Consider the following 19,319-nt stretch of genomic DNA (forward strand, 5'->3'; position numbering starts at 1 on the left):
CGAGCGGGCTTTTTGCATTTCAGCCGCCGTCAAAAACTGCGTTTCGCCACCAGATAGGCGCCCGCCACCAGCAGCAGCGCGCCGAACAGCGCCGCATGTACGTCTAAGTGCGCCACAATTGGCCCGGTGACCACAAAGGTCAACATGGTACCGACTGTTCCATAGGTCAGAATGAAATTCACCAGCTTGGGTGAGGAAATCCTCGTTTGCTGTGAGCCGAGCATAATCACCGTGGTATGAATCGCGCTGGAAACAAAACCAGGCCCGAAGATGAAATACTTTAAGATGTGAATTTCATCGCCGCTGACAAACAGGAACATGGCCAACGAGGCCAAGGCTGCGAGCACCGGTGGCTATAACAGCATGGCCGTGCAGGACGTGATGCTGGGAGCCGTGGAGAAGCGCTTCGGAGTGACACTCCCGGACAAACCGGTGCAGTGGCTGACGACCAATGGTTCGGCGTATACGGCGCATGGCACGCACAAGTTCGCCACAGAACTGAATCTGGAAGCCTACACAACGACAGCGAGCAGCCCACAGAGTAACGGCATGGCCGAGCGGTTCGTGAAGGCGATGAAGGAAGACTACATCGCCTTCATGCCAAAACCGAATGTGCGAACGGCGCTGCAGAACCTTGCTGAGGCGTTCAATCATTACAATGAAAACCATCCGCACAGCGCACTGGGATATCACTCCCCGGGAGAATACCGACGCCTGCGGGCATTGTTAACTCAAGATACAAAAGCTGTCTGGAGATAGCGGGTCAAGATCACCTTCTGTATTAATGCCCAGAGCGAGGAATACGGCTTTGTTAATCACGCTGCCAGCCTGACGAACCCTCGCCACGATACAGTCAAGATAAACAATGGGATACAGTACATCAAGAGGCCTACTTTACCACTTTGTCACCTGTTCTTTAACTGCATCGGTGACTTTAGATATCAGCGTGGGAGACACGTCCGTATCGTACATTTCCTTGAACGTGGCGACGATTTCGCGGGAGGTCGTGCCTTTGGCGTAGAGGGACCAAATCTGGATGTCCATCTGCGTAATACGCGTCTGGTAACTGAAGTTCAAAGGTATTTTCACGGTCACGCGGGGTGCTCAGCTCGCTCTCGCCATCATCACTCAGCAGCGTTTTAACGAGTAGCCATTGCGGGTCTTTGAGCTTTTTGGGCGCGTTTTTCTCGTGTCCGAGGTGCTCGCTCACTTCTGCATTGAGCGCCGTTTCGACGGTAAGCTTCGTCAGCATCCGGAAAAACTGGTTTAGGTCGGCTTCGGTTTTAAGGCCTTTGGTCAGTTCAGCAGCCAGCACTTTGAGTTTATTTTCATCCATAATTTGCCTGTCTCCGTTGTGGGAATGAACATATCAAAAACAGGCAGATACACAATTTAAATTACAGTCTCTATTCGCACGGCTTTGGCCGAGAAATTCTACGGCGACTGAGTGGTATTATATTTCATCTTCTTGCTCCACGCCTATACCCTTAGGTTTTACAGAGTAAATTTATCGCATAGCACATATCCCCCCCTTTAATACTATATCCTTTGAGCATTCAAATATAGCCAATAAATGGATGAACTCGCTTTTGTCTGACGGGGTGAAAATAGCTTAAATATGAATTACCCGGTGTAGCCTCCACCGTTAAAGATGTACATAACCCTTTAACTGTCTCAAGCGTAATTTGCCATAGAAATATTGATCTCGCATTAGATATCCGAGTAATTTCCATTGATGCAACGACAAAGGGATCTTTCGATTTTTTTTGGTATGTAGACACCCAGCGATTAAGCCTTGTGTTTTTCAACTCGTCACTCAAAAGATCGTAGTCGAACGTAACATAGTATTCAGTTGGATAAGCATCCGAAAGCCCATCATACATAAACATCTGAACAATATTATATGCATAGCCATTGATCCGACTCGTTGCGTGTTTTCTCCATATTGGCATTTGCCTGCTAAGACCCCAGTCTTTTTCAATAAAACCAGCCAAATAAATAATCTTATTAGCAGACTGGAAATCAAGAATACCTTTATTGTTGGTCGTGATCCACGACTCAAGGCCATAAGGTCGTGGATAGGGGCAGCCGTTTTCCTGTAAAAATTCGTGACCTGATTCAGGGTGTAAAAGAGGTGGAATTGGTGATTGCCACATTGAGCGCCAGAGCAGCGTAGAAAAATTCAGAGGTGTCAGCTCAGCACGAGCAATGACTCTGCCAGCAACAGCACGGAGATGTTGTGCACTATATACTGCTAGAAGTTGATAACGTGGGTCAGATGTTAGCATAGCATAAATATCCATCACTACAGTCGTATAGTTACGATAATAGTACATGCTCTAAAATTACAATACCATAGTATATATTGTGTAACGTAACGACAGGTACCGATTCATGAACGCTCTGGCCTGTTTTCCGTTATCTTTGCAAAAACGGATGGCCTATTGCCCAGGCTGGAAAAAGTTGCGATATATGGCAATACGTAGATATAATCATACAACATCAATGTGCTATGACATGGAGTGTTCACTTTGAAAAAATCAATGTTGTTCTGTTTGCCGATTATTTATTCATGCAATGTATATGCAAATGAAAACCTCTGCTCTGAAAAAACATCAGCCAACAACGCCTTTAACAATGCCATCTTGGCTCAAGAGTGGTCAGCTAAGAAAACGCCTAAAAAAATCAGCATGCGTATAACCAGCAAGGATGACTATATCTCGGCTGATTCCCAGGTAGAATTTGATGACTGTGGTACCCTGCTGCATTCACGCGCTAAAAAAACCGTCAGGTCACAAATTAACAAGAGTATTTTAGTGATCCAGTTCAGCAGCATGCTTGATAAAAACCATAACAACTGGGATTACAGCTCAACATTTAACATGTCTATGATTGAGAATGGCAATGCCCGCCATGAGCTGATGGCGCAAGAAATCAGCGGCACCGTGCTCACCGGTGACGGTGGCCGAATCGTCCGATCGGAAGAGGCATCCGACCTGCTCATCAAGCAAAAGCACCAGTCAAGCAAGGCGGTAACAACATTTTTAGCCGATGACGCCGGGAGGCTGTCCGAGGCAAAACGCGTTAGTACGCTGGGCAATGACAGTGGCAACACCGCCTATAGTTATGACGCTAAAAACCGTTTAACAAGAACACTATCAGGTACAACCACCGGAGATTTTACTTATGATAACGACGATAGAGAGTTAACCAGCAAAGAAGTGATGAAGTCCTTCACCACAGAAACGACCACGACCACCTGTAAAAGCTGGGATAAGTTTGGAAGATGCATTAATGCTCAGCAAAACATTTCAATTTTAATTAAAGACGTGAAGAAAAACCGGGATAACGTCTACAACCACGTTGCAGAAATAAAATATGACTATGTTTACTAGATTGTTATCGGGGGAATAATTTCCCCCGATAACATGCGGCATAGTTCAAGACGCAGAAACTATCCCGGCGGCGGCAAACCGTTCCCTCAAAAGCTGCGTTTCGCCACCAGATAGGCGCCCGCCACCAGCAGCAGGGCACCGAACAGCGCCGGCAGATTGTCGCGCAGCGCCGCCGGGCCGGCGCGGTAGACGTCCACCAGCAGCCCCATGCACAGCTGGCTGGCGACCAGGATCGAGATGGTGGCCGCCGCGCCCAGTTTTTGGTAGCCCAGGATGCCGGCGAACACGAACAGCGATCCCAGCAGCCCCGGCAGCAGCATCCACCACCTGGCGGCGCCGGTCACTTCCACCACCGCGCCGAGGCCGTTTTTGGCCAGTAGCAACCCCACCAGCAGCAGCAAACCGACGCTGGAGTTGATCACCAGCGTGATAAGGATGGTCGAGACGCTTTCGGTAATGCGCACCATCAGCAGATTCTGCACCACCAGCCCCATTCCCGCCGCGATCAGCAGCAATAGCATATTCATCGCCCTGTCTCCAGGATCAGCGCGCCGGCGGCGCCGTTCGCTCGTCGAGCGTCAGCTGCAGGAAAGTCAGATCCAGCCATTGGCCAAATTTGGCGCCCACCTGCTCCATGCGCCCCACCTCGCGGAACCCGAGCGCCAGATGCAGCTTAATCGAGGCCTGATTGCCGGATTCGATACCGGCCACCATCACGTGCTTGCCGATCTCCCGCGCCCGTGCGATCAGGGCGATCAACAGCGCTTTGCCAATCCCTTCACCGCGATGCGCCTGATGGACATACACCGAGTGTTCTACGGTATGGCGATAGCCGTCCCAGGCGCGCCAGTCGCCGAACGACGCGTAGCCGATCGCCTCGTCCGCGCCGTTCACCGCCACCAGCACCGGGTAGCCCGCCGCCTGCCGTTCGCCGATCCACGCCGCGCGGTTGGCCGCATCCACGGTTTGTTCATTCCAGATGGCGGTGCTGTTCAACACCGCGTCGTTATAGATGGCGGCAATCGCCGCGCTATCGTTGAGCGTCGCATTTCGTATAATCATGGTTTACCCCGGCCAATTGTCCACTATAATACTACGATATGAATATTAAATTAGACAATCTAAATCAGCTGATCGGCGCACGCATTCGCCTTGAACGCGAGGCGCGCCACTGGTCGCTGTCCGATCTGGCCGAGCAGGCAGGCGTCTCACGGGCGATGGTTCATAAGATCGAGCGCGGCGAGAGCAGCCCGACGGCGATGCTGCTGGCCAGGCTGGCGGGGGCGTTCGGCCTCAGCATGTCCAAGCTGATCGCCCGGGCGGAAACGCAGGAAGGCCGGCTGCTGCGCCGGGAAGATCAACCGGTCTGGGTCGATCCGGAGAGCGGCTACGTGCGGCGCCACGTGTCGCCGCGCACCGATCTGCCGCTCGATCTGGTGCGTATCGAACTGCCGGCCGGCGCGACGATCCCGATGCCGGCTTCGGTGTATGCCTTCAAGCGTCAGCTGATCTGGGTTTTATCCGGCGAGTTGGTCTTTGTGGAAGGTGACGCGCACCATGACATGGCCGAGGGAGACTGCCTGGAGCTCGGCCCACCGGCGGACTGCCGCTTTGAAAACCAGAGCGATCAACCGTGCGTGTATATGGTGGCGGTGCTGAGCGCCGCCTGATGCCCCGCCCGCGCTAACCCTGCGTCGGCCGGTTATAGCCGGCGCGGAAAAACTTCTCCGCCAGCCGGCTGTCGCCGCCGGAAAAAAACTCGCTCATCGGCTCGCTGCCGAGGCCATAGGCGCGGCTCAGCTGCCCGGCTTCGAACGCCGCCCGATTCTCGTCGCCGCAGCACTGCGCCAAATGGTGCGCATAGCCGAGCACAAAGCCGCGCTTGTAGTCGGAGCAAAAGCGCGACAGCTCCGTCTCCGGCTTCAGACTCTCCGCCTTTAACCCCGCCAACAGCCCTTTGCCAAAATGGTCACCCACGGTTTCCTCCTCATTACGCCATCGCTATATAACAAAATATACAGCGAATGAGCGAACGAGAACATACTCCCTAAGTTTTACTCGCCGCATAAAAAAGGCCCGCCAAGCGGGCCTGAGGGTAAGCGGGCAATCACAGCGTGAAATTCAGCCCTTCGCTGACGGTCTTGCCCAGCGGCAGGCGGCCCGACGGCGCCTCTTTTTCCTGCAGGAAATCTGGCAGGCGGGCTTTGTCGCCCGGTTTGCCGATCGCCACCATGGCGTGCACCGCATAGTCGTCCGGCAGCTGCAGCGCCGCCTTAATCTTGTCGTGGTGAATGCCGCTCATGCAGTGGGTCAGCCAGCCTTTCAGGTGCGCCTGATGCGCCAGGCTGGCCCAGGCGGCGCCGGTATCGAACGCGTGGGTCGGGTTGTCCACCAGCCGTTCGCCGTTCAGGCTGGTGGTTTTGGAGACGATCACCACCAGCGCCGAGGCGTGCTGCGCCCAGCCGCGGTTGAAGTCGATCAGGAATTCTAAGTAGTTCTCCCAGCTGTCGGAACCGTGCTTGCTATAGGCAAAGCGCCACGGCTGAATGTTGTAGGCCGAAGGCGACCAGCGCGCCGCTTCAAAAAAGCTCAGCAGCGTTTGATCGTCGATGGCGTCGTTGGCCATCGCGCGCGGCGACCAGCGTTCGATAAATTGCGCATCAATCGGATAATCGGAAGTTCTTGGCTGGTTCATAGTCGGTTCTCGCAGTGAAATAAAACAAAAGTTCGCTGATATTCCCACAGCTTAGGACGATAAAACTTTTATTTCGTGCCATTGCCCTGCGGCAGTTCCTGCTGCAGCCAGGCGAGAAACGCCCTGACCGGCGGATGCCGCTCGCGCCCCGGCGCGCACAGCACGCTGTACGCGGCGCCCGGTACGCGCACCTCCGGCCGGTACGCCACCAGCAGACCGTTGTCCACCATATCGGACACCATCACCGAGCTGGCGAGCACCATCCCCTGCCCGGCCACCGCCGCCTGCAGGGCGTAATGCTCCTCGTGATAGCTGCGCATCGCCGCATGGCGCTGCCACCAGTCCACGCCGGCGGCCCGGCACCAGTCGCGCCAGCCGCTGTCGTACAGCGCCGAATCCCCCCATTTGACGGTGATCAGCACCGGGTTTTCCGGTTCGGCGGCGGCCAGCCCCGGCGCCGCGTAGACGCCAAAGCTTTCCTCCAGCCGCGCCGTCTGATGCAGCGCAGGATAGTGCGCGCGGCTGTAGCGCACCGCCACGTCCACGCTGGCGTCCTGCTGCAGATCGATCACCTCGGCGCAGGCCTCCAGGCGCACCAGATAGTGCGGGTAGGCCTGGTAGAAACGCCCCAGGCGCGGCACCAGCCACAGCGCCGCGAAAGAGTGCGTGACCGAGACGCACAGCGATCCGGTGCTGGGCTGCGGCCGCAGGCCTTCGAGCGTGGCGGCGACGTCCAGCAGCGCGCCGTGCACCCCGGCAAACAGCGTTTCGCCTTTCGGCGTCAGCCGCACGCCGCGCGGCACCCGCTCGAACAGCGCAAACCCCAACTGCTGTTCCAGCGCTTTGATCTGGTGCGAAATCGCCGTCGGCGTCACCGCCAGCTCGGCCGCCGCCAGCTTGAAGCTGCGCAGGCGAGCGGCAGATTCAAAGGTGCGTAATGCGTTGACGGGCAGCGTGGCGAACATGGCGAAACCTCTAGAGATGAGTTGAGCTCATCCTGGCAGAAAAGCCGTCATTTGTCGCCTGCCACTATTTGTTTCTAGAGTAGGGCTGAATTCACTTCATACCGAGGAACATGACATGAATACAACTCATCAATCCAAACGTCTGGTGGTGCTGGTCGGCAGCCCCCGCCGCGACGGCAACAGCGCCACGCTGGCGCAGGCGATCATGGCGGGCGCCGCCGAAGCCGGCACGTCCGCTAGCCTGCATTTTCTCGATGATTACCTGAGCGGTTTTCTGAGCGATGAGCGCCATACGCCGCCGCCGGCCGATCGCTACGCCGAGCTGTTTCTGGAGCACTTCCTGCCGGCCGACGGCGCAGTATTCTGCACGCCGATTTACTGGTACGGCATGTCGGCGCAAACCAAGGCCTTTTTCGATCGCTCGTTCAGCTTCTATTCCAACGCCTACCCTCAGGCGGGACAGGTGCACCAGCGCATGAGCGGCAAACGCATCGGGCTGGCGGTAGCGTCGGAAGAGACCTACCCCGGCGCGGCGTTGGGCATCGTACATCAGATCCAGGAGTTCAGCCGCTACACCCATTCCGCCTTCGTTGGGCTGGTGCACGGCGCCGGCAATCAGCGCGGCGAGATCGCCCGCGATCCGCGTAACCCGCTGCAGGCCGCCCGCGAGTTGGGGCGCGAGTTTTTCACTCGCCCCTATTCGGATTATCAGATGGACAGCCCGCGTAGCACGCAGGTGTGGGCGGGCTGACGGTTGAGTCTCCCGGCAACCGTTCCGATCGCCGTACGCGAGGCGGTTTGGCCGCTGGGATCTTAGCCTGGCTTCCAGGGGCGCAGCGTCGACCGCCTTTTTCCCCCGCAAACGCATACCGCCGCCGGAACCGGGCGATAAACGCCAATGTCGCAAACACATTTTTAGGTAAAATATAACGCCGCAGTCGGTGCTAGGATTAATTCGCTATCATTTTATGTGCACTTTCAATTAACGTTACCCTGTTATTTTCGCATTCGCCGGTCGTCACGACCGGCTTTTTTATTCCCCCGTTTAACCTGCCAAAATATCGTTTTTGGCAAAATGCAGCCGATAGGGTTACATGGCAACGGCATAGCCTTATTTATTTTCGCGTATGGGTCATGCATCCCAGAGAGATTGTCGATGTTTCATTGGTCGACGCTAATCGCCGTTTTTATCCTCATTTCATGCATGGCTTCTGCACGTCGCATGTACCCCGTCTTATTGCAAGAGAAGATACGCGTCTATCAGACCTATTGCCCATGAGATAACACTTTTCGGTAAAGAAAAAACCAAAACAGGCGCTATTATTTATTTGTAGTGTTGTCACACCTATTGAATACCCCCATGCTTACCGACCCTCGCGGTCGGTTTTTTTCTTCCTCGCCAACCTCCCCGCTGGCTGAAACAGGCTTATGGGGCGTTGCAGGAGGACACAAAAAAAATATCAATGCCATAACCAAAGCGCTCAGTTGCAATCAGTCAATCCTCTACCGCGAGTGATAAAAGCTTATTTTATCGGAACGAAATACCACATGCTGACGTTTTCCTTTTCACCTGGGCAATGATCGTAGATTTTAAAAATTACGCTTTGCGTGATGAAGATGTCCAAAGAAGCCAACACCCCTTCATATAGCGATAGAATGAACTCGTTTTCACTCATCTTTTTTTCATTTCGTCTGATCGCAATGTACTTTGCCGATGAGTTGTAAAGGCTACAGGTTATTGGATTCTTTACGTTTATCTTCATCTGCCCTCTGCATATTGCCGGAGAAAGCAGTTGCACAATCCTTTTTTTCTCGTAATACTCATGCAAATTCAAGTGCAGGATGCTGCAGGGAAAAGGCTCTTTATCGAAGCCAATAATCGGTTGATAATTCAGAAAAGGCCAATAGCGCATAGTTCTGAATGTTCTCGGCGGGCAGCCAAATTGATTTGAAAACGCACGACTAAATGATTGCTGAGAACTAAATCCAGAGAGCAAAGCGATTTCATAGATCTTCATATCGGTACATTTCAGCAATAACGTCGAGCGGCTTAATCTGCGCTTTCTGATATAAGTCCCTATTTTCATCCCTTCATACAAATAGAACACCCGTTGTAAATGCCCGATGGAATACCCTGATTTGATGGATAATGCTCTTATTGATACATGGCTTTGGGTATCAATAGATTCTTCAATGATAGCGATTACCTCATCTAAAATATTGCGTCTGAATTCGTTAGAATAATCCATAGTAAAGCCTGTCATCTTGCTATTTTTATTATTGAATGCATCTCTCTTCTTGCAGAGTCAAAAGCTTTTCGACTTGCTTTCTTTCGAAGAGTGGCATTCCCATATCCGTTCAAACATATCCACGCATCACGTTGCACAAAAAGCATTTTCAGGGTAAAAGATACTGATTCACCTCTCGCACAAGATGAGATTTGCTAAGAAGTCGTGTGGAAAACGCCGATAAACCACGGATGCCAAGACAGAAAAACGCTCAGCGGTTATTCTGCCTCAAAAAACAAAGGCCACAGCAAGAAGATAAACAGCAGACGCTATTTTTCGTGAAAATAAAGTATCCATACCCCTCCTGAATGTCATTATCCTTGATACCTCCTTAGATTAACCACTATTTTATTGTGCAATCACCTGCCTGGCTTATTTTCACCTTATCCCCACTCTCAAACATAGAATAGTTAATTATTTCGATTCGAAAAGATGTTACTGCCAATAAATTGACAGCCGTATAGAGTTTTTATCTATCAATGAGCAAAAATTGTGCTCACACTATCTTTGCTTACCCACAAATCACAATAAAAATCAACAAATTAGCACGCTAAAAATGTATCTATTCACTTTCTACTTACTCGCCATATCCTGTTATTTGGCAAATGGCACTTTTAAGTACATTTTTTTAATTTACCGCGTTAATATTGCGGGCGTTCTATACTCAGGATATTGCCTAAAAGATCGGATGAATTGGGGCCTTATCGCTGAATACCGATAAGGCGTTATTTTACCCGACGCAACCATTAGGCAGATAACTAAAAGGAAGCTCCTGCATGTTTATAACCAAAGTCATTGAGGAGCTGCTCGCCTGGGTCGAAGAAAGTGGGTTCAATGAGAAACTCACTGTTGAGATGCTGTCAGAAAAAAGCGGATATTCACGCGGGCATATCCAAAAAGCGTTTAAAGATGAAACAGGGATGACTTTCGGGAGCTATGTGAGGGGCAGAAAACTCATTCGCGCCGCATTTATGTTGAAAGCGACGAACCTCTCGATTTCCGACATCGTTAAAGAGCTTAATTTTCAATCATATCAATCATTTGAACGAGCATTTCGCAAGCAATTCAGAACCTCGCCGATGCAGTATCGCAAAAGTAAATCGTGGGACGTGTCCTCCGCCATCCCATTGTTGTTTCTCGAAGGCATTCCAGAGCATCGCTATGTACACCTGCCAAAATTTTTCGACGATTCAGGTGATGGCGTTGATGCAGAGATATATCACTTCCATCCTGCCGTTTCCGCGCTGCGACTGGCGGCAATTGATAACATGAAAAAAACGGATAGCGGCATGATTAACTTTTTCAATTTTGGCGCGAGCACCAAAAAAGAGAATTACGTCAGCATCTATTTGAAGACAATCTATATTGCGGAAGAAGACAGTCTTGGCAACGTGCTTGCCTCTCTGGCCGACGCCCAGGAAAAAAAAGATATGCAACTTTTTGCAGAATTCAGTTTTGACGGCGCAAGCGATGAGGCGCAAAAATTCACGCAAAGCATTTACACCAAATCATTCCCGATAAATAAAGTTGGCATGGTCGATCGCTTTCTCATCGAAATTATTACCCCCAGAGGCGGTGATAACATAGAGATGAAGACCTATATCCCTATTGTTTTCCCTATCAAGCATAGAGAGAAAGATGAAGCGCCAAGGACAGAACGCTAACCCTATCGCTATCGGCGTTACTGTTTATTAAAAAGGGTAATAATTTATATTAATCAATAAGGAGTCATGATGCCTTTGCGATCAAAACCACTCATTATCCATTCGCCGGCAAAGCGTAAACTTTAGGACTTATCCAATTGGAAAGCGCGTCAATACATTCCTGAAGATCGCGCCAAGGTACGTTCTTCTAGCCCCTACAAGGAATAGCCGCTTAGCCGTTGAGTATTCCCCTCGATATGACTAACGTACCAATATGTTATATATCAATTAGTTACGAACATTTGCTTTTCGTGCGGATGATTGCATAACTTATTGTTTTTATTGTATTTGTGCCAAACCCCCGGCCTGAGCGCAGCCGGCATTTTTTGCCTTATGCCGCCCGCACGCTTGTAGACATCCCCAGATACTGACGATATTTTATTTCCACGAGACTTATTTTACGGGTGCTATCAATATGCCTTAAACAAGAATAAAGCGCGTCAGGAAAATAGAATTATGAGTATTCAAGCATGGTCTAAAAACCTAAAAAAACACTATCCTAATGTTAATATTGAAAAAGTCACCGTCGGCGATCGCGGGAAAGGTTATATTGTCTATGTCGATGGGGAAAGAATGGCATTGAATCATTTTTTTCGCCGCTTCTATCGACATCGACTTGATAAAGAATGACGTTTCATCCTGAAGTCAACGCAGGGTAAACTTCTATACAACCCCGTGATTAAAAGCAATGCCGCATCCATCATCACTCTAAATAATTAGTCCAGAGAGGCTCTTTCATTCAATGCGCGTATCACTGAAATAGAATATCGGACTACTCAGCGCACCAAAAACCACGTATTCACGAGACTGTTACAACCCGGTATTAAATAAAAATGATGATGGTTATTAGCAGTACATCGTTATTGTGGTCGGCGGTGCCGCGCATTCATCAGAAACCGGCGATTACGTAATGGCGTTTGCGCTGCCTTAACCCTTCGCGCAAGTGCGCTTTCTTCAGCGGCAGCGGCCGCCATGGCAGCTGTTCAGCCTTGGCCGGCCTGCCCGCCTGAGGGCCGGCACGCAGAAAAACCGCTTGATAGCGGCGAGAAAAATTAAATCCCGAAAAGGTTCACGATGGAAACATTCTTCACCATATTGATCTTATTGCTCACCGTCTCATTGTCCGGCGTCGTGACGCGAATATTCCCCTTCCAGATCCCGCTTCCGCTGATGCAAATCATCGTCGGCGCAGTCTTGGCCTGGCCCCAGTTTGGGTTGCATATCGACTTCAACCCCGAGCTTTTCTTGATGCTGTTTATTCCCCCGCTGCTGTTCGCCGACGGTTGGAAAACGCCGACGCAAGAGTTCCTCCATTACGGCAGAGAAATCCTTTGCCTGGCCCTGGTGCTGGTGATCATCACGGTCGTCGGCGTGGGTTATCTGATTCACTTTCTGCTCCCGTCAATCCCTCTCGCCGCCGCGTTTGCCCTGGCCGCCGTCCTGTCGCCAACGGACGCCGTGGCGCTGTCCGGCATCGTGGGTAAAGGACGCATGCCCAAACCCGTGATGAGAGTGATAGAAGGGGAAGCGCTGATGAACGACGCCTCCGGTTTGGTTTCCCTCAACTTCTCCATCGCTGTCGCGCTCGGCGCGATGACGTTTACTCTGGAGAGCGCCTTTCTGACCTTTCTTCAGGTATCGATTGGCGGAGTGCTGTGCGGCATCATTATCGTTTTTCTCTATAATCAAATGGTTAAGTTCATACATAAATGGATGTATAACGATTCCGCCACCCAGATTATTTTCTCGCTGTTACTGCCCTTTTCCTGTTATCTGATTGCGGAAAGATTTGGCGTATCCGGCATCCTCGCCGCCGTCAGCGCCGGCATGATGATAGGCCAATCCAAAGTGAATCGCAGCATGCCGCTGGTGCGTTTACGCACCAATAATATTTGGGAAATGCTCGAGTTCGTCTTTAACGGCATGGTGTTTATTCTGCTTGGGCTGCAGCTGCCGGGCATCTTGAACTTCACCGTGGCGCAAACCGATATCGATCATTCCATCAGCCTGGAGACGCTGCTGGCTTACGTGGTGATCATCTATTTTAGTTTGATCGCCGTGCGTTTGATTTGGCTGTGGCTGATGAAGGTCGGCAGCGCCACCTTGATGCGCAAAGATCCGCTGTTATTTTCGAAATTCAGCACGCGCGATCTGTTCGTCGCCGCCTTTGCCGGGGTACGAGGGGCGGTGACCCTGGCGGGCGTGCTGTCAATTCCGCTGTTTTTATTGGATGGCTCGCCATTCCCGGGGCGGTATCAGCTGGTGTTTATCGCCTCGGGGGTCATCTTGCTGTCGATCGTCGTCGGCATTGTCACGCTGCCCTTCCTGTTGCGCGGCAACCTGCCGCCGGAAGAAGATCAGGAAGAGGCTTTCTCCGTTTCAGAAGCCTTGGCGAGCGCAGCGACCAAGGCCGTCAACGACACCAAGGAAAAACTGCTCGGCGCCCCGCCGGAAGACGCTACGCCGGAGCTGATTGAAGAAACGACGCGACGAATGCTGGATGTGCTGCAACGTAAAATCCTGACCAAAGAAGACGTGAAGAATATCGTGGCGCTGAAGCGGCTGGAAAGGCAGCTGTACTTAGCCTCGTTGCACGCGGAAAGAGAAGAGTTGTACCGGCTGCGCCGCATGAAGAAAATCAGCCATGAGAAACAGAGAAAGCTGCTGCATCGCATTGATATCACTGAGGTGCTGCTCTCTGAAGACAGCGTTTAAACGATGAGATAAAGGCGGTTTCGCTCCCCTTCTTCGACGCGCGGTTGCCGCCCCAAAGCCGCGATCGCGCGCCGCAATAGAACGGGAGCTCACGCCACGCCCGCCGTTTGCCTATCTGTGGTACCACGCCTTGAAATACTTCAAAAAGCTGTAGGACACCGCGTAAACGCCGGTCACAGCGCCAACCCGGCCCGTTTTCCAGGCGCCGCTAAAAACGTACCACTTGAAAAAGGCGCCGATGGCGCTAATCACCCCTCGGAGAAGCGATGGCCTTATCGCCTTGTATTTCACCACGCGCGCCGTATAGCTGTTCAGCTTTGCAAACACTTCCTCGATTGAGAAAAAAGTATCGTGTTTAACGTGCCCGGCCAGTATCAAGGTTGATGCCCCCCCTTCCGCCGCATCATCTACCGGCGCGTCATTGAACTTCACCACCTGGCGGTGAAAAAAGCGAATGGGGAAATCCGGCGACGAGACGGGATAAAGCGTTCTGACCGCCTGTCCCAACACAAACCAATCACGACGAATGCGATAGGCATTATTTTTGTCAGGGCCTGGGGTGCGTTTGAAAAGCCCTATCGCGTCGACCACTTCATCATCCATAATCTCATCGCTGTCCAGGCACAAAACCCAGTCATGCTGCGCGCGGGATATGGCGTAATTCATTTGCCGGCCATGGGTTTCAAACGGGTGATAGATAGGCTTGATATTGAAGTCTTCGCAAATGGCCAACGTGCCGTCAGTACTGCCCGAATCCACCACGATGATTTCATCGGCAAACGCCGCCACAGGTTGCAGCACGTCACGCAGCAGGCGCGATGAATTAAACGTCAATAAACACACGGAAATCCGGTTACAAAAATCCATTTTTTACAATCCACGACACTGAAAAAATGCAGTCCATGCCAAAAACGGCGAGCGGCGCCTTGCAAAAGCGCTGTCCCAAAGCGCTTCTCATGCAGCGAGCGCCTCTTCGCTTAAGTATTTAGAATAATGACTGCCGTGTCATGCCCTGGATGATGGCATCTGACTATTTCATCAATTTAAACTAAATCAAAGAGAAAGCCAGACTCAGCATAAGCGTTCACCGCACCGGCTCACGCGCTGGCGGGCGCCGAACGCGAGAGCGGTGCTTGGCGGCGCCTTGGTTTTGTTATAACGTATCATAACTTTAGCCAAAGGAAGACGACGATGAAAATCCAGCTGTCGCTGCTGTTTCTCTGCCTGCTGGCCGGCAAGGCCGCGGCGTTTCAGTCGAAAGTGCCCGAACCGCGCCCGGAACAGGCGCGCGCGGCGGAACAAAACATCGAAAATCTGTTTTACGGCTTTCACGCCATGGACGCCCAGCCGGTGAACATCGGCAGCTGCGCGGCGGTGCCGGTGGCGGGATGCCAATGCGCGTTCTGCACCCAGCTGCGGCAGGCCGGGCGCTGAAGCCCCTTATTCAACCCAGCTCATACTGCACGATCAGCTGCCCCTTCTTCATCTTTACGCCGGTGATAGCGATCGCGCCCACCTCGCCCAGCGCGGCGACATGGGTGCCGCCGCAGCCGTAGGCGGGCAGTTCGCCGAAACCGACATGGCGCATCCCATCCACCGCCTGTTGCCGGCGTGGCAGATCGGCGGCTATCAAGCGCGCCAGCTCCGCCTGCAAAAAGTCCGCTTCTATCGTCTGCGCATCCGGCCCTGGCGCGAACGTGATGCGCCCCTCTCCCGGCCAATGATGCGCCTTGACCGGCCGCCACCCCCGGCTTTCGCCCAGCCAGCCGATCAGATGCCCGCCGGAGTGCCAGCGGGCGTGCAGGCGGCGCTGCGCCTCATCGACTTGCAGCGTGACCGGCCCGAGCGGCAGCGGCGCGGCGGTAAAGTGCAGCACGGTATCCCCCTGCTGCTGCACCCGCAGCACGGCGACGCCGCCTAACGTCCCCACGTCGGACGGCTGGCCGCCGCCCTGTGGGTGGAACAGCGTGGCGTCCAGCTCTACGGCGTAGGCGCCCGCCTCGGCCGGCGTACAGCTCAACACCTGCGCCTGGCCCTGTACATCGTCGCTGTAGTAATAACGTCGTTCGGTCATCATTTTTCTCCTCGGTTCGAAGAGCCATTATATTCATGTCATAATCGATGGATAATCCGCCGTCATCACAATGGACCTTTGCGTCATGAGCACAAATTTTTCTTACGCGCTGTTGCCCGAAATGGCCGTTTTCGTTCAGGTGGTAGAGAGCGGCAGCTTTTCCGCCGCCGCCCGCAAGCTGGATACTTCGCCTTCCGCCGTCAGCCGCAGCGTGGCAAGGCTCGAACAGGCGCTGGCGCTGCAGCTGTTGCACCGCACCACCCGCAAACTTCGGCTGAGCGAAAGCGGCGAAGAGGCGTATGCGCACTGCCGCACCCTGCTGGCGGCGGCCGACGCGGTTATGGCGATCGGCGGGCGCGGCGCCGCGGAGCCCGAAGGATTGGTCAGCGTCAGCGTGCCCAAGGCGGTAGGCCGCTTCGTGCTGCATCCGCACATGCCGGAGTTCCTGCGCCGCTACCCGAAGGTGGACGTGCGGCTGCGGCTGGAAGATCGCTACATGGATCTGATCGACGATCGGGTCGATCTGGCGCTGCGCATTACCGATCGCCCATCGCCCGGGTTGATCGGCCGCCAGTTGATGAGAATAGACCATCTGCTGTGCGCCACGCCGCACTACCTGGCGCAGCGCGGCACCCCGCAGCACCCGCACGATCTGGCGGCGCACAGCTGCATCTATCTGGGTGAAACGCCGAGCGACGCGCAATGGAAGTTCCGCCGCAGCGGCAAAACGGTGGCGGTCAACGTGCGCGGTCGCTACGCCGCCAACCATACCGGCGTGCGGCTGGACGCGGTGAAACAGCATATCGGCATCGGCAGCCTGCCGTATTTTACCGCCCGCCAGGCGCTCGATGACGGCGAGATCGTGCAGATATTGCCGGCGTGGGATTTCCTCAGCAGCTATCACGGCGGCCTGTGGTTGCTTTACGCGCCCAACCAGTATCTGCCGCCCAAACTGCGGGTGTTTATCGACTATCTCGTCGCCTGCCTGGCGCAGGAGCCGCAGCTAAAGCGCCTTGCGTAGCGTGATGTTGATGCGGTGCGGCCCCACCAACGAGTGATAGCCTTCCTTGACCGGCAGGATGCCGTGAAAACAGAGCCGCGATGGGCCGCCCCACACCACCACGTCGCCGTGCGCCAGCGGGATGCGCCGCGCCCGGTCGCTGCGTTGCAGGCCGCCGAACTGAAATACCGCCGGCAGCCCGAGCGACACCGAAACGATGGGTGCGCCGAAGTCGTGCTCGTCTTTATCCTGATGCAGCGACAGCTTGCTGCCCGGATCGTAGCGGTTCATCAGGCAGGAATCCGGCACGAAGCGGCCGAATCCCGCCTGCTGCGCGGCTTCGTCCGCCAGCGCCATCAGGATCGGCGGAATGGCCGGCCAGCGTTTGCCGCTGCGCGCGTCGCGTTCCGAATAGCGGTAACCGCGGCTGTCGCTGGTCCAGCCGTTGCCGCACCAGCTCATCGCCACCGACATCACGTGCCCGCCGGGCGTGGTCAAATGCCGCCACGGCACCTGGGCGACGACGCCCTGCACCGCCGCCAGCAGTTCCGGCCCGTGATCGCGCACGAAGCCGTGCATCACCACCGCGCCGGGGGCGATTTCTTCGCGCCACGGCGGCGGCAGCGCGTCTTCAAAAAGATCGATTGTCATCGCTAAAGCCTGTATGAATACACAGTATTCATTGTAACCCGCCGCCGCCGATTGTCCAGCGCCCGGCAACGCCATTGTCGTTGGCGGCAAATTTCTCTACAGTAGCCGCCATAAAATCAATCACTCACCAGGAATGCGTGTGATTAAGGGCATCACTCTCTCGGTCGTCGCCTCCATCTTGTTCGGCGCGATGTATTACTTCACCTCTACCCTCACCCCGCTGAACGGCGAGCAGGTCTACGGCTGGCGCACGCTGCTGACGCTGCCGTTCCTGACGCTGTTCATGGCGCTGTCCGGCGATTGGCGCAAAGTGGGCGACACGCTGGGCTGGATCGGCCAACGGCCGCAGCGTCTGCTGGGCCTGCTGCTCACCTCGGCGCTGCTGGGGGTGCAGCTGTGGTTATTCCTGTGGGCGCCGCTGCACGGCAAGGCGCTCGACGTGTCGCTCGGCTATTTTCTGCTGCCGCTGACCATGGTGCTGGCGGGCCGTTTGATCTACCGCGATCGGCTGTCGCTGCTGCAAAAGCTGGCGGTGGCGTGCGCCATGGTGGGGGTGGGCAATGAGCTGTATCAGGCGGGCGGCGTCTCGTGGCCGACGCTGGTGGTGGCGCTGGGCTATCCGCTCTACTTTATTTTGCGGCGGCGTTTCGGCACCGACAATCTCGGCGGGCTGTGGTGCGAGCTGGCGCTGATGCTGCCGGCGGCGGCCTGGTTCGCCTTCGGCGACGGCGGCGCAGCGGCGTTGCCGATCAATACCGAGCTGTATTGGCGCATTCCGCTGCTCGGCGTCATCAGCGCCGTGGCGCTGGTGTGTTACATCCTCGCCAGCCGCCTGCTGCCGTTCAGCCTGTTCGGCCTGCTGAGCTATGTGGAACCGGTGCTGCTGGTGATCGTCGCGCTGCTGCTCGGCGAGAGCATCGGCCAAAGCGAATGGCCAACCTATCTGGCGATCTGGCTGGCGGTGCTGCTGCTGGCGGCGGAAGGTGCGCAGCACCTGCTGCGCCGCCAGCGGGTCTGACTCAGGCGGCCAGCGTGGCGCCGCCGTCGATCACGATATCCTGCATAGTGATGTGGCTGGCCAAATCGGAGGCCAGGAACAACACCGCATTGGCGATTTCGTCCGGGCGGGCGATTTTGCCGAGCGGGATCCCCAGCTTGAACATCTCGGGGAAACCGGCAATGGTGCGTTGCTGCGCATCGTCGGTCTGCCACATGCCGCGCTGCATCGGCGTGTCGGTCGAGCCCGGCGACACCAGATTGCAGCGCACGCCGAACGGCGCCATCTCCAGCCCCACGCAGTGGTTCAGGCTGGTCAGCGCCGCCTTGGAGGCGCAGTAGGCCGCCATCTGCGTGCGCGGCACGTGCGCGGCGTTGGAGCCGATGCTGACGATCGCCCCGCTGCGCTGCGCCTTGAAGTGCGGCAGCACGGCGCGGAACAGGTAAAACGCCCCCGAGGCGTTGACGTTGATGCACTGATGCCAGTCATCCACGCTCAAATCTTCGGTATTGCCCATGCGCAGAATGCCGGCGGCGTTGACCAACACGTCCAGTTTTGGGTTCTCCGCCAGCTGTTGGCGGCACACCGCCTCCACCTGCTCCGGCCGGCTGATGTCCAGCGTCACGCAAGGGTAAGGCAGATCCGGGTTGGCGAACTCGCGGTCAAATCCCACCACCTCGGCGCCCTGCGTCAAAAAATGCCGGGCGATCTGCTCGCCGATGCCGCGCGCCGCGCCGGTCACCCACACGCGTTTGCCGGTGAAATCCATCTGAATGCTCATGCGCGCACCGCCATCCGGGCGCACAGCCGGGTCATGTTGTTGTTCATCGTTGTCT

At 54.8% G+C, this 19,319-nt stretch carries 20 protein-coding genes and 3 pseudogenes; 10 read left to right on the forward strand and 13 right to left on the reverse strand.

What is annotated here, in order from left to right:
• Nucleotides 1-29: 29 nt before the first annotated feature.
• Nucleotides 30-347 (reverse strand): annotated as a pseudogene (locus ACJ8PI_RS11565) (MFS transporter TsgA); the annotation flags it as partial.
• Here ACJ8PI_RS11565 and ACJ8PI_RS11570 point away from each other — a divergent pair.
• Nucleotides 337-759 (forward strand): annotated as a pseudogene (locus ACJ8PI_RS11570) (integrase core domain-containing protein); the annotation flags it as partial. The pseudogenes ACJ8PI_RS11565 and ACJ8PI_RS11570 sit on opposite strands and share 11 nt — an antisense overlap.
• Here the strand turns inward: ACJ8PI_RS11570 and ACJ8PI_RS11575 are convergent.
• Nucleotides 757-1,336: pseudogene (locus ACJ8PI_RS11575) on the reverse strand (transposase); the annotation flags it as partial. The pseudogenes ACJ8PI_RS11570 and ACJ8PI_RS11575 sit on opposite strands and share 3 nt — an antisense overlap.
• Nucleotides 1,337-1,556: 220 nt before the next feature.
• Nucleotides 1,557-2,288 carry a hypothetical protein gene (locus ACJ8PI_RS11580; protein WP_141998452.1) on the reverse strand — a complete coding sequence of 244 codons (732 nt, stop codon included), beginning with the start codon at nucleotides 2,286-2,288 and terminating at the stop codon, nucleotides 1,557-1,559.
• Between the two features lie 243 nt (nucleotides 2,289-2,531).
• Here ACJ8PI_RS11580 and ACJ8PI_RS11585 point away from each other — a divergent pair, with 243 nt between their 5' ends.
• The gene (locus ACJ8PI_RS11585; protein ID WP_230200675.1) at nucleotides 2,532-3,395 is read left to right on the forward strand and encodes a hypothetical protein; all 864 of its coding nucleotides are present in this window, start codon (nucleotides 2,532-2,534) and stop codon (nucleotides 3,393-3,395) included.
• Between the two features lie 86 nt (nucleotides 3,396-3,481).
• Here ACJ8PI_RS11585 and ACJ8PI_RS11590 read toward each other — a convergent pair whose 3' ends face one another.
• Together ACJ8PI_RS11590 and ACJ8PI_RS11595 are read right to left on the reverse strand one after the other, a co-directional pair.
• Complete coding sequence (locus ACJ8PI_RS11590) at nucleotides 3,482-3,922, reverse strand: DMT family transporter (RefSeq protein WP_049214160.1); 441 nt, start codon at nucleotides 3,920-3,922, stop codon at nucleotides 3,482-3,484.
• A gap of 16 nt (nucleotides 3,923-3,938) precedes the next feature.
• On the reverse strand, nucleotides 3,939-4,457 hold the full coding sequence (locus tag ACJ8PI_RS11595) for a GNAT family N-acetyltransferase (protein ID WP_033654908.1): 519 nt from the start codon (nucleotides 4,455-4,457) through the stop codon (nucleotides 3,939-3,941).
• A 38-nt stretch (nucleotides 4,458-4,495) separates the two neighbouring features.
• On the opposite strand from ACJ8PI_RS11595, the gene ACJ8PI_RS11600 reads away from it, so the two are divergent.
• A complete protein-coding gene (locus ACJ8PI_RS11600; protein WP_033654909.1) occupies nucleotides 4,496-5,065 on the forward strand; it encodes a helix-turn-helix domain-containing protein in 570 nt (189 codons plus the stop codon).
• A 13-nt stretch (nucleotides 5,066-5,078) separates the two neighbouring features.
• On the opposite strand, the gene ACJ8PI_RS11605 is transcribed toward ACJ8PI_RS11600, so the two are convergent.
• The 3 genes from ACJ8PI_RS11605 to ACJ8PI_RS11615 all read right to left on the reverse strand — a co-directional run bounded on the left by ACJ8PI_RS11605 (nucleotide 5,079) and on the right by ACJ8PI_RS11615 (nucleotide 7,055).
• On the reverse strand, nucleotides 5,079-5,372 hold the full coding sequence (locus tag ACJ8PI_RS11605) for a DUF2623 family protein (protein WP_164134726.1): 294 nt from the start codon (nucleotides 5,370-5,372) through the stop codon (nucleotides 5,079-5,081).
• A 130-nt stretch (nucleotides 5,373-5,502) separates the two neighbouring features.
• Nucleotides 5,503-6,090: a nitroreductase family protein gene (locus ACJ8PI_RS11610; protein ID WP_039565279.1), complete on the reverse strand. Its 588-nt coding sequence runs from the start codon at nucleotides 6,088-6,090 to the stop codon at nucleotides 5,503-5,505.
• A gap of 68 nt (nucleotides 6,091-6,158) precedes the next feature.
• On the reverse strand, nucleotides 6,159-7,055 hold the full coding sequence (locus tag ACJ8PI_RS11615; protein WP_041035818.1) for a LysR substrate-binding domain-containing protein: 897 nt from the start codon (nucleotides 7,053-7,055) through the stop codon (nucleotides 6,159-6,161).
• A 115-nt stretch (nucleotides 7,056-7,170) separates the two neighbouring features.
• On the opposite strand from ACJ8PI_RS11615, the gene ACJ8PI_RS11620 reads away from it, so the two are divergent.
• A complete protein-coding gene (locus ACJ8PI_RS11620) occupies nucleotides 7,171-7,806 on the forward strand; it encodes a flavodoxin family protein (protein WP_041035821.1) in 636 nt (211 codons plus the stop codon).
• A 772-nt stretch (nucleotides 7,807-8,578) separates the two neighbouring features.
• On the opposite strand, the gene ACJ8PI_RS11625 is transcribed toward ACJ8PI_RS11620, so the two are convergent.
• Nucleotides 8,579-9,304: a helix-turn-helix domain-containing protein gene (locus ACJ8PI_RS11625; RefSeq protein WP_164134727.1), complete on the reverse strand. Its 726-nt coding sequence runs from the start codon at nucleotides 9,302-9,304 to the stop codon at nucleotides 8,579-8,581.
• Nucleotides 9,305-10,119: 815 nt separating this feature from the next.
• On the opposite strand from ACJ8PI_RS11625, the gene ACJ8PI_RS11630 reads away from it, so the two are divergent.
• The 3 genes from ACJ8PI_RS11630 (at nucleotide 10,120) to ACJ8PI_RS11640 (ending at nucleotide 13,761) form a co-directional block, all read left to right on the forward strand.
• The gene (locus ACJ8PI_RS11630) at nucleotides 10,120-11,007 is read left to right on the forward strand and encodes a helix-turn-helix domain-containing protein (protein WP_041035825.1); all 888 of its coding nucleotides are present in this window, start codon (nucleotides 10,120-10,122) and stop codon (nucleotides 11,005-11,007) included.
• A gap of 495 nt (nucleotides 11,008-11,502) precedes the next feature.
• Nucleotides 11,503-11,676 carry a hypothetical protein gene (locus ACJ8PI_RS11635; RefSeq protein ID WP_154232820.1) on the forward strand — a complete coding sequence of 58 codons (174 nt, stop codon included), beginning with the start codon at nucleotides 11,503-11,505 and terminating at the stop codon, nucleotides 11,674-11,676.
• A gap of 444 nt (nucleotides 11,677-12,120) precedes the next feature.
• Nucleotides 12,121-13,761, forward strand: a complete 1,641-nt coding sequence (locus ACJ8PI_RS11640; protein ID WP_164134728.1) for a Na+/H+ antiporter — start codon at nucleotides 12,121-12,123, stop codon at nucleotides 13,759-13,761.
• Nucleotides 13,762-13,872: 111 nt separating this feature from the next.
• Here the strand turns inward: ACJ8PI_RS11640 and ACJ8PI_RS11645 are convergent, their stop codons facing one another.
• The gene (locus tag ACJ8PI_RS11645; RefSeq protein WP_041035829.1) at nucleotides 13,873-14,628 is read right to left on the reverse strand and encodes a glycosyltransferase family 2 protein; all 756 of its coding nucleotides are present in this window, start codon (nucleotides 14,626-14,628) and stop codon (nucleotides 13,873-13,875) included.
• Between the two features lie 324 nt (nucleotides 14,629-14,952).
• On the opposite strand from ACJ8PI_RS11645, the gene ACJ8PI_RS11650 reads away from it, so the two are divergent.
• Nucleotides 14,953-15,195, forward strand: coding sequence for a hypothetical protein (locus ACJ8PI_RS11650; protein ID WP_033635174.1), 243 nt, complete (start codon nucleotides 14,953-14,955; stop codon nucleotides 15,193-15,195).
• Nucleotides 15,196-15,205: 10 nt separating this feature from the next.
• On the opposite strand, the gene ACJ8PI_RS11655 is transcribed toward ACJ8PI_RS11650, so the two are convergent.
• Nucleotides 15,206-15,835 carry an alanyl-tRNA editing protein gene (locus ACJ8PI_RS11655; protein WP_164134748.1) on the reverse strand — a complete coding sequence of 210 codons (630 nt, stop codon included), beginning with the start codon at nucleotides 15,833-15,835 and terminating at the stop codon, nucleotides 15,206-15,208.
• Nucleotides 15,836-15,920: 85 nt separating this feature from the next.
• Between ACJ8PI_RS11655 and ACJ8PI_RS11660 the strand changes: the two genes are divergently transcribed.
• On the forward strand, nucleotides 15,921-16,856 hold the full coding sequence (locus ACJ8PI_RS11660) for a LysR family transcriptional regulator (protein ID WP_060438503.1): 936 nt from the start codon (nucleotides 15,921-15,923) through the stop codon (nucleotides 16,854-16,856).
• Here the strand turns inward: ACJ8PI_RS11660 and alkB are convergent.
• Nucleotides 16,839-17,486, reverse strand: a complete 648-nt coding sequence (gene alkB / locus ACJ8PI_RS11665; RefSeq protein WP_060388008.1) for a DNA oxidative demethylase AlkB — start codon at nucleotides 17,484-17,486, stop codon at nucleotides 16,839-16,841. The two genes, ACJ8PI_RS11660 and alkB, sit on opposite strands and share 18 nt — an antisense overlap.
• A gap of 139 nt (nucleotides 17,487-17,625) precedes the next feature.
• Here alkB and rarD point away from each other — a divergent pair, with 139 nt between their 5' ends.
• On the forward strand, nucleotides 17,626-18,504 hold the full coding sequence (gene rarD, locus ACJ8PI_RS11670; RefSeq protein ID WP_060421744.1) for an EamA family transporter RarD: 879 nt from the start codon (nucleotides 17,626-17,628) through the stop codon (nucleotides 18,502-18,504).
• Between the two features lies 1 nt (nucleotide 18,505).
• Here the strand turns inward: rarD and dhbA are convergent, their stop codons facing one another.
• On the reverse strand, nucleotides 18,506-19,264 hold the full coding sequence (gene dhbA / locus ACJ8PI_RS11675; protein ID WP_033638538.1) for a 2,3-dihydro-2,3-dihydroxybenzoate dehydrogenase: 759 nt from the start codon (nucleotides 19,262-19,264) through the stop codon (nucleotides 18,506-18,508).
• Nucleotides 19,265-19,319 lie beyond the last annotated feature (55 nt).

Source organism: Serratia sp. CY82433 (genome assembly GCF_052166535.1).
Lineage (GTDB): Bacteria > Pseudomonadota > Gammaproteobacteria > Enterobacterales > Enterobacteriaceae > Serratia > Serratia sarumanii.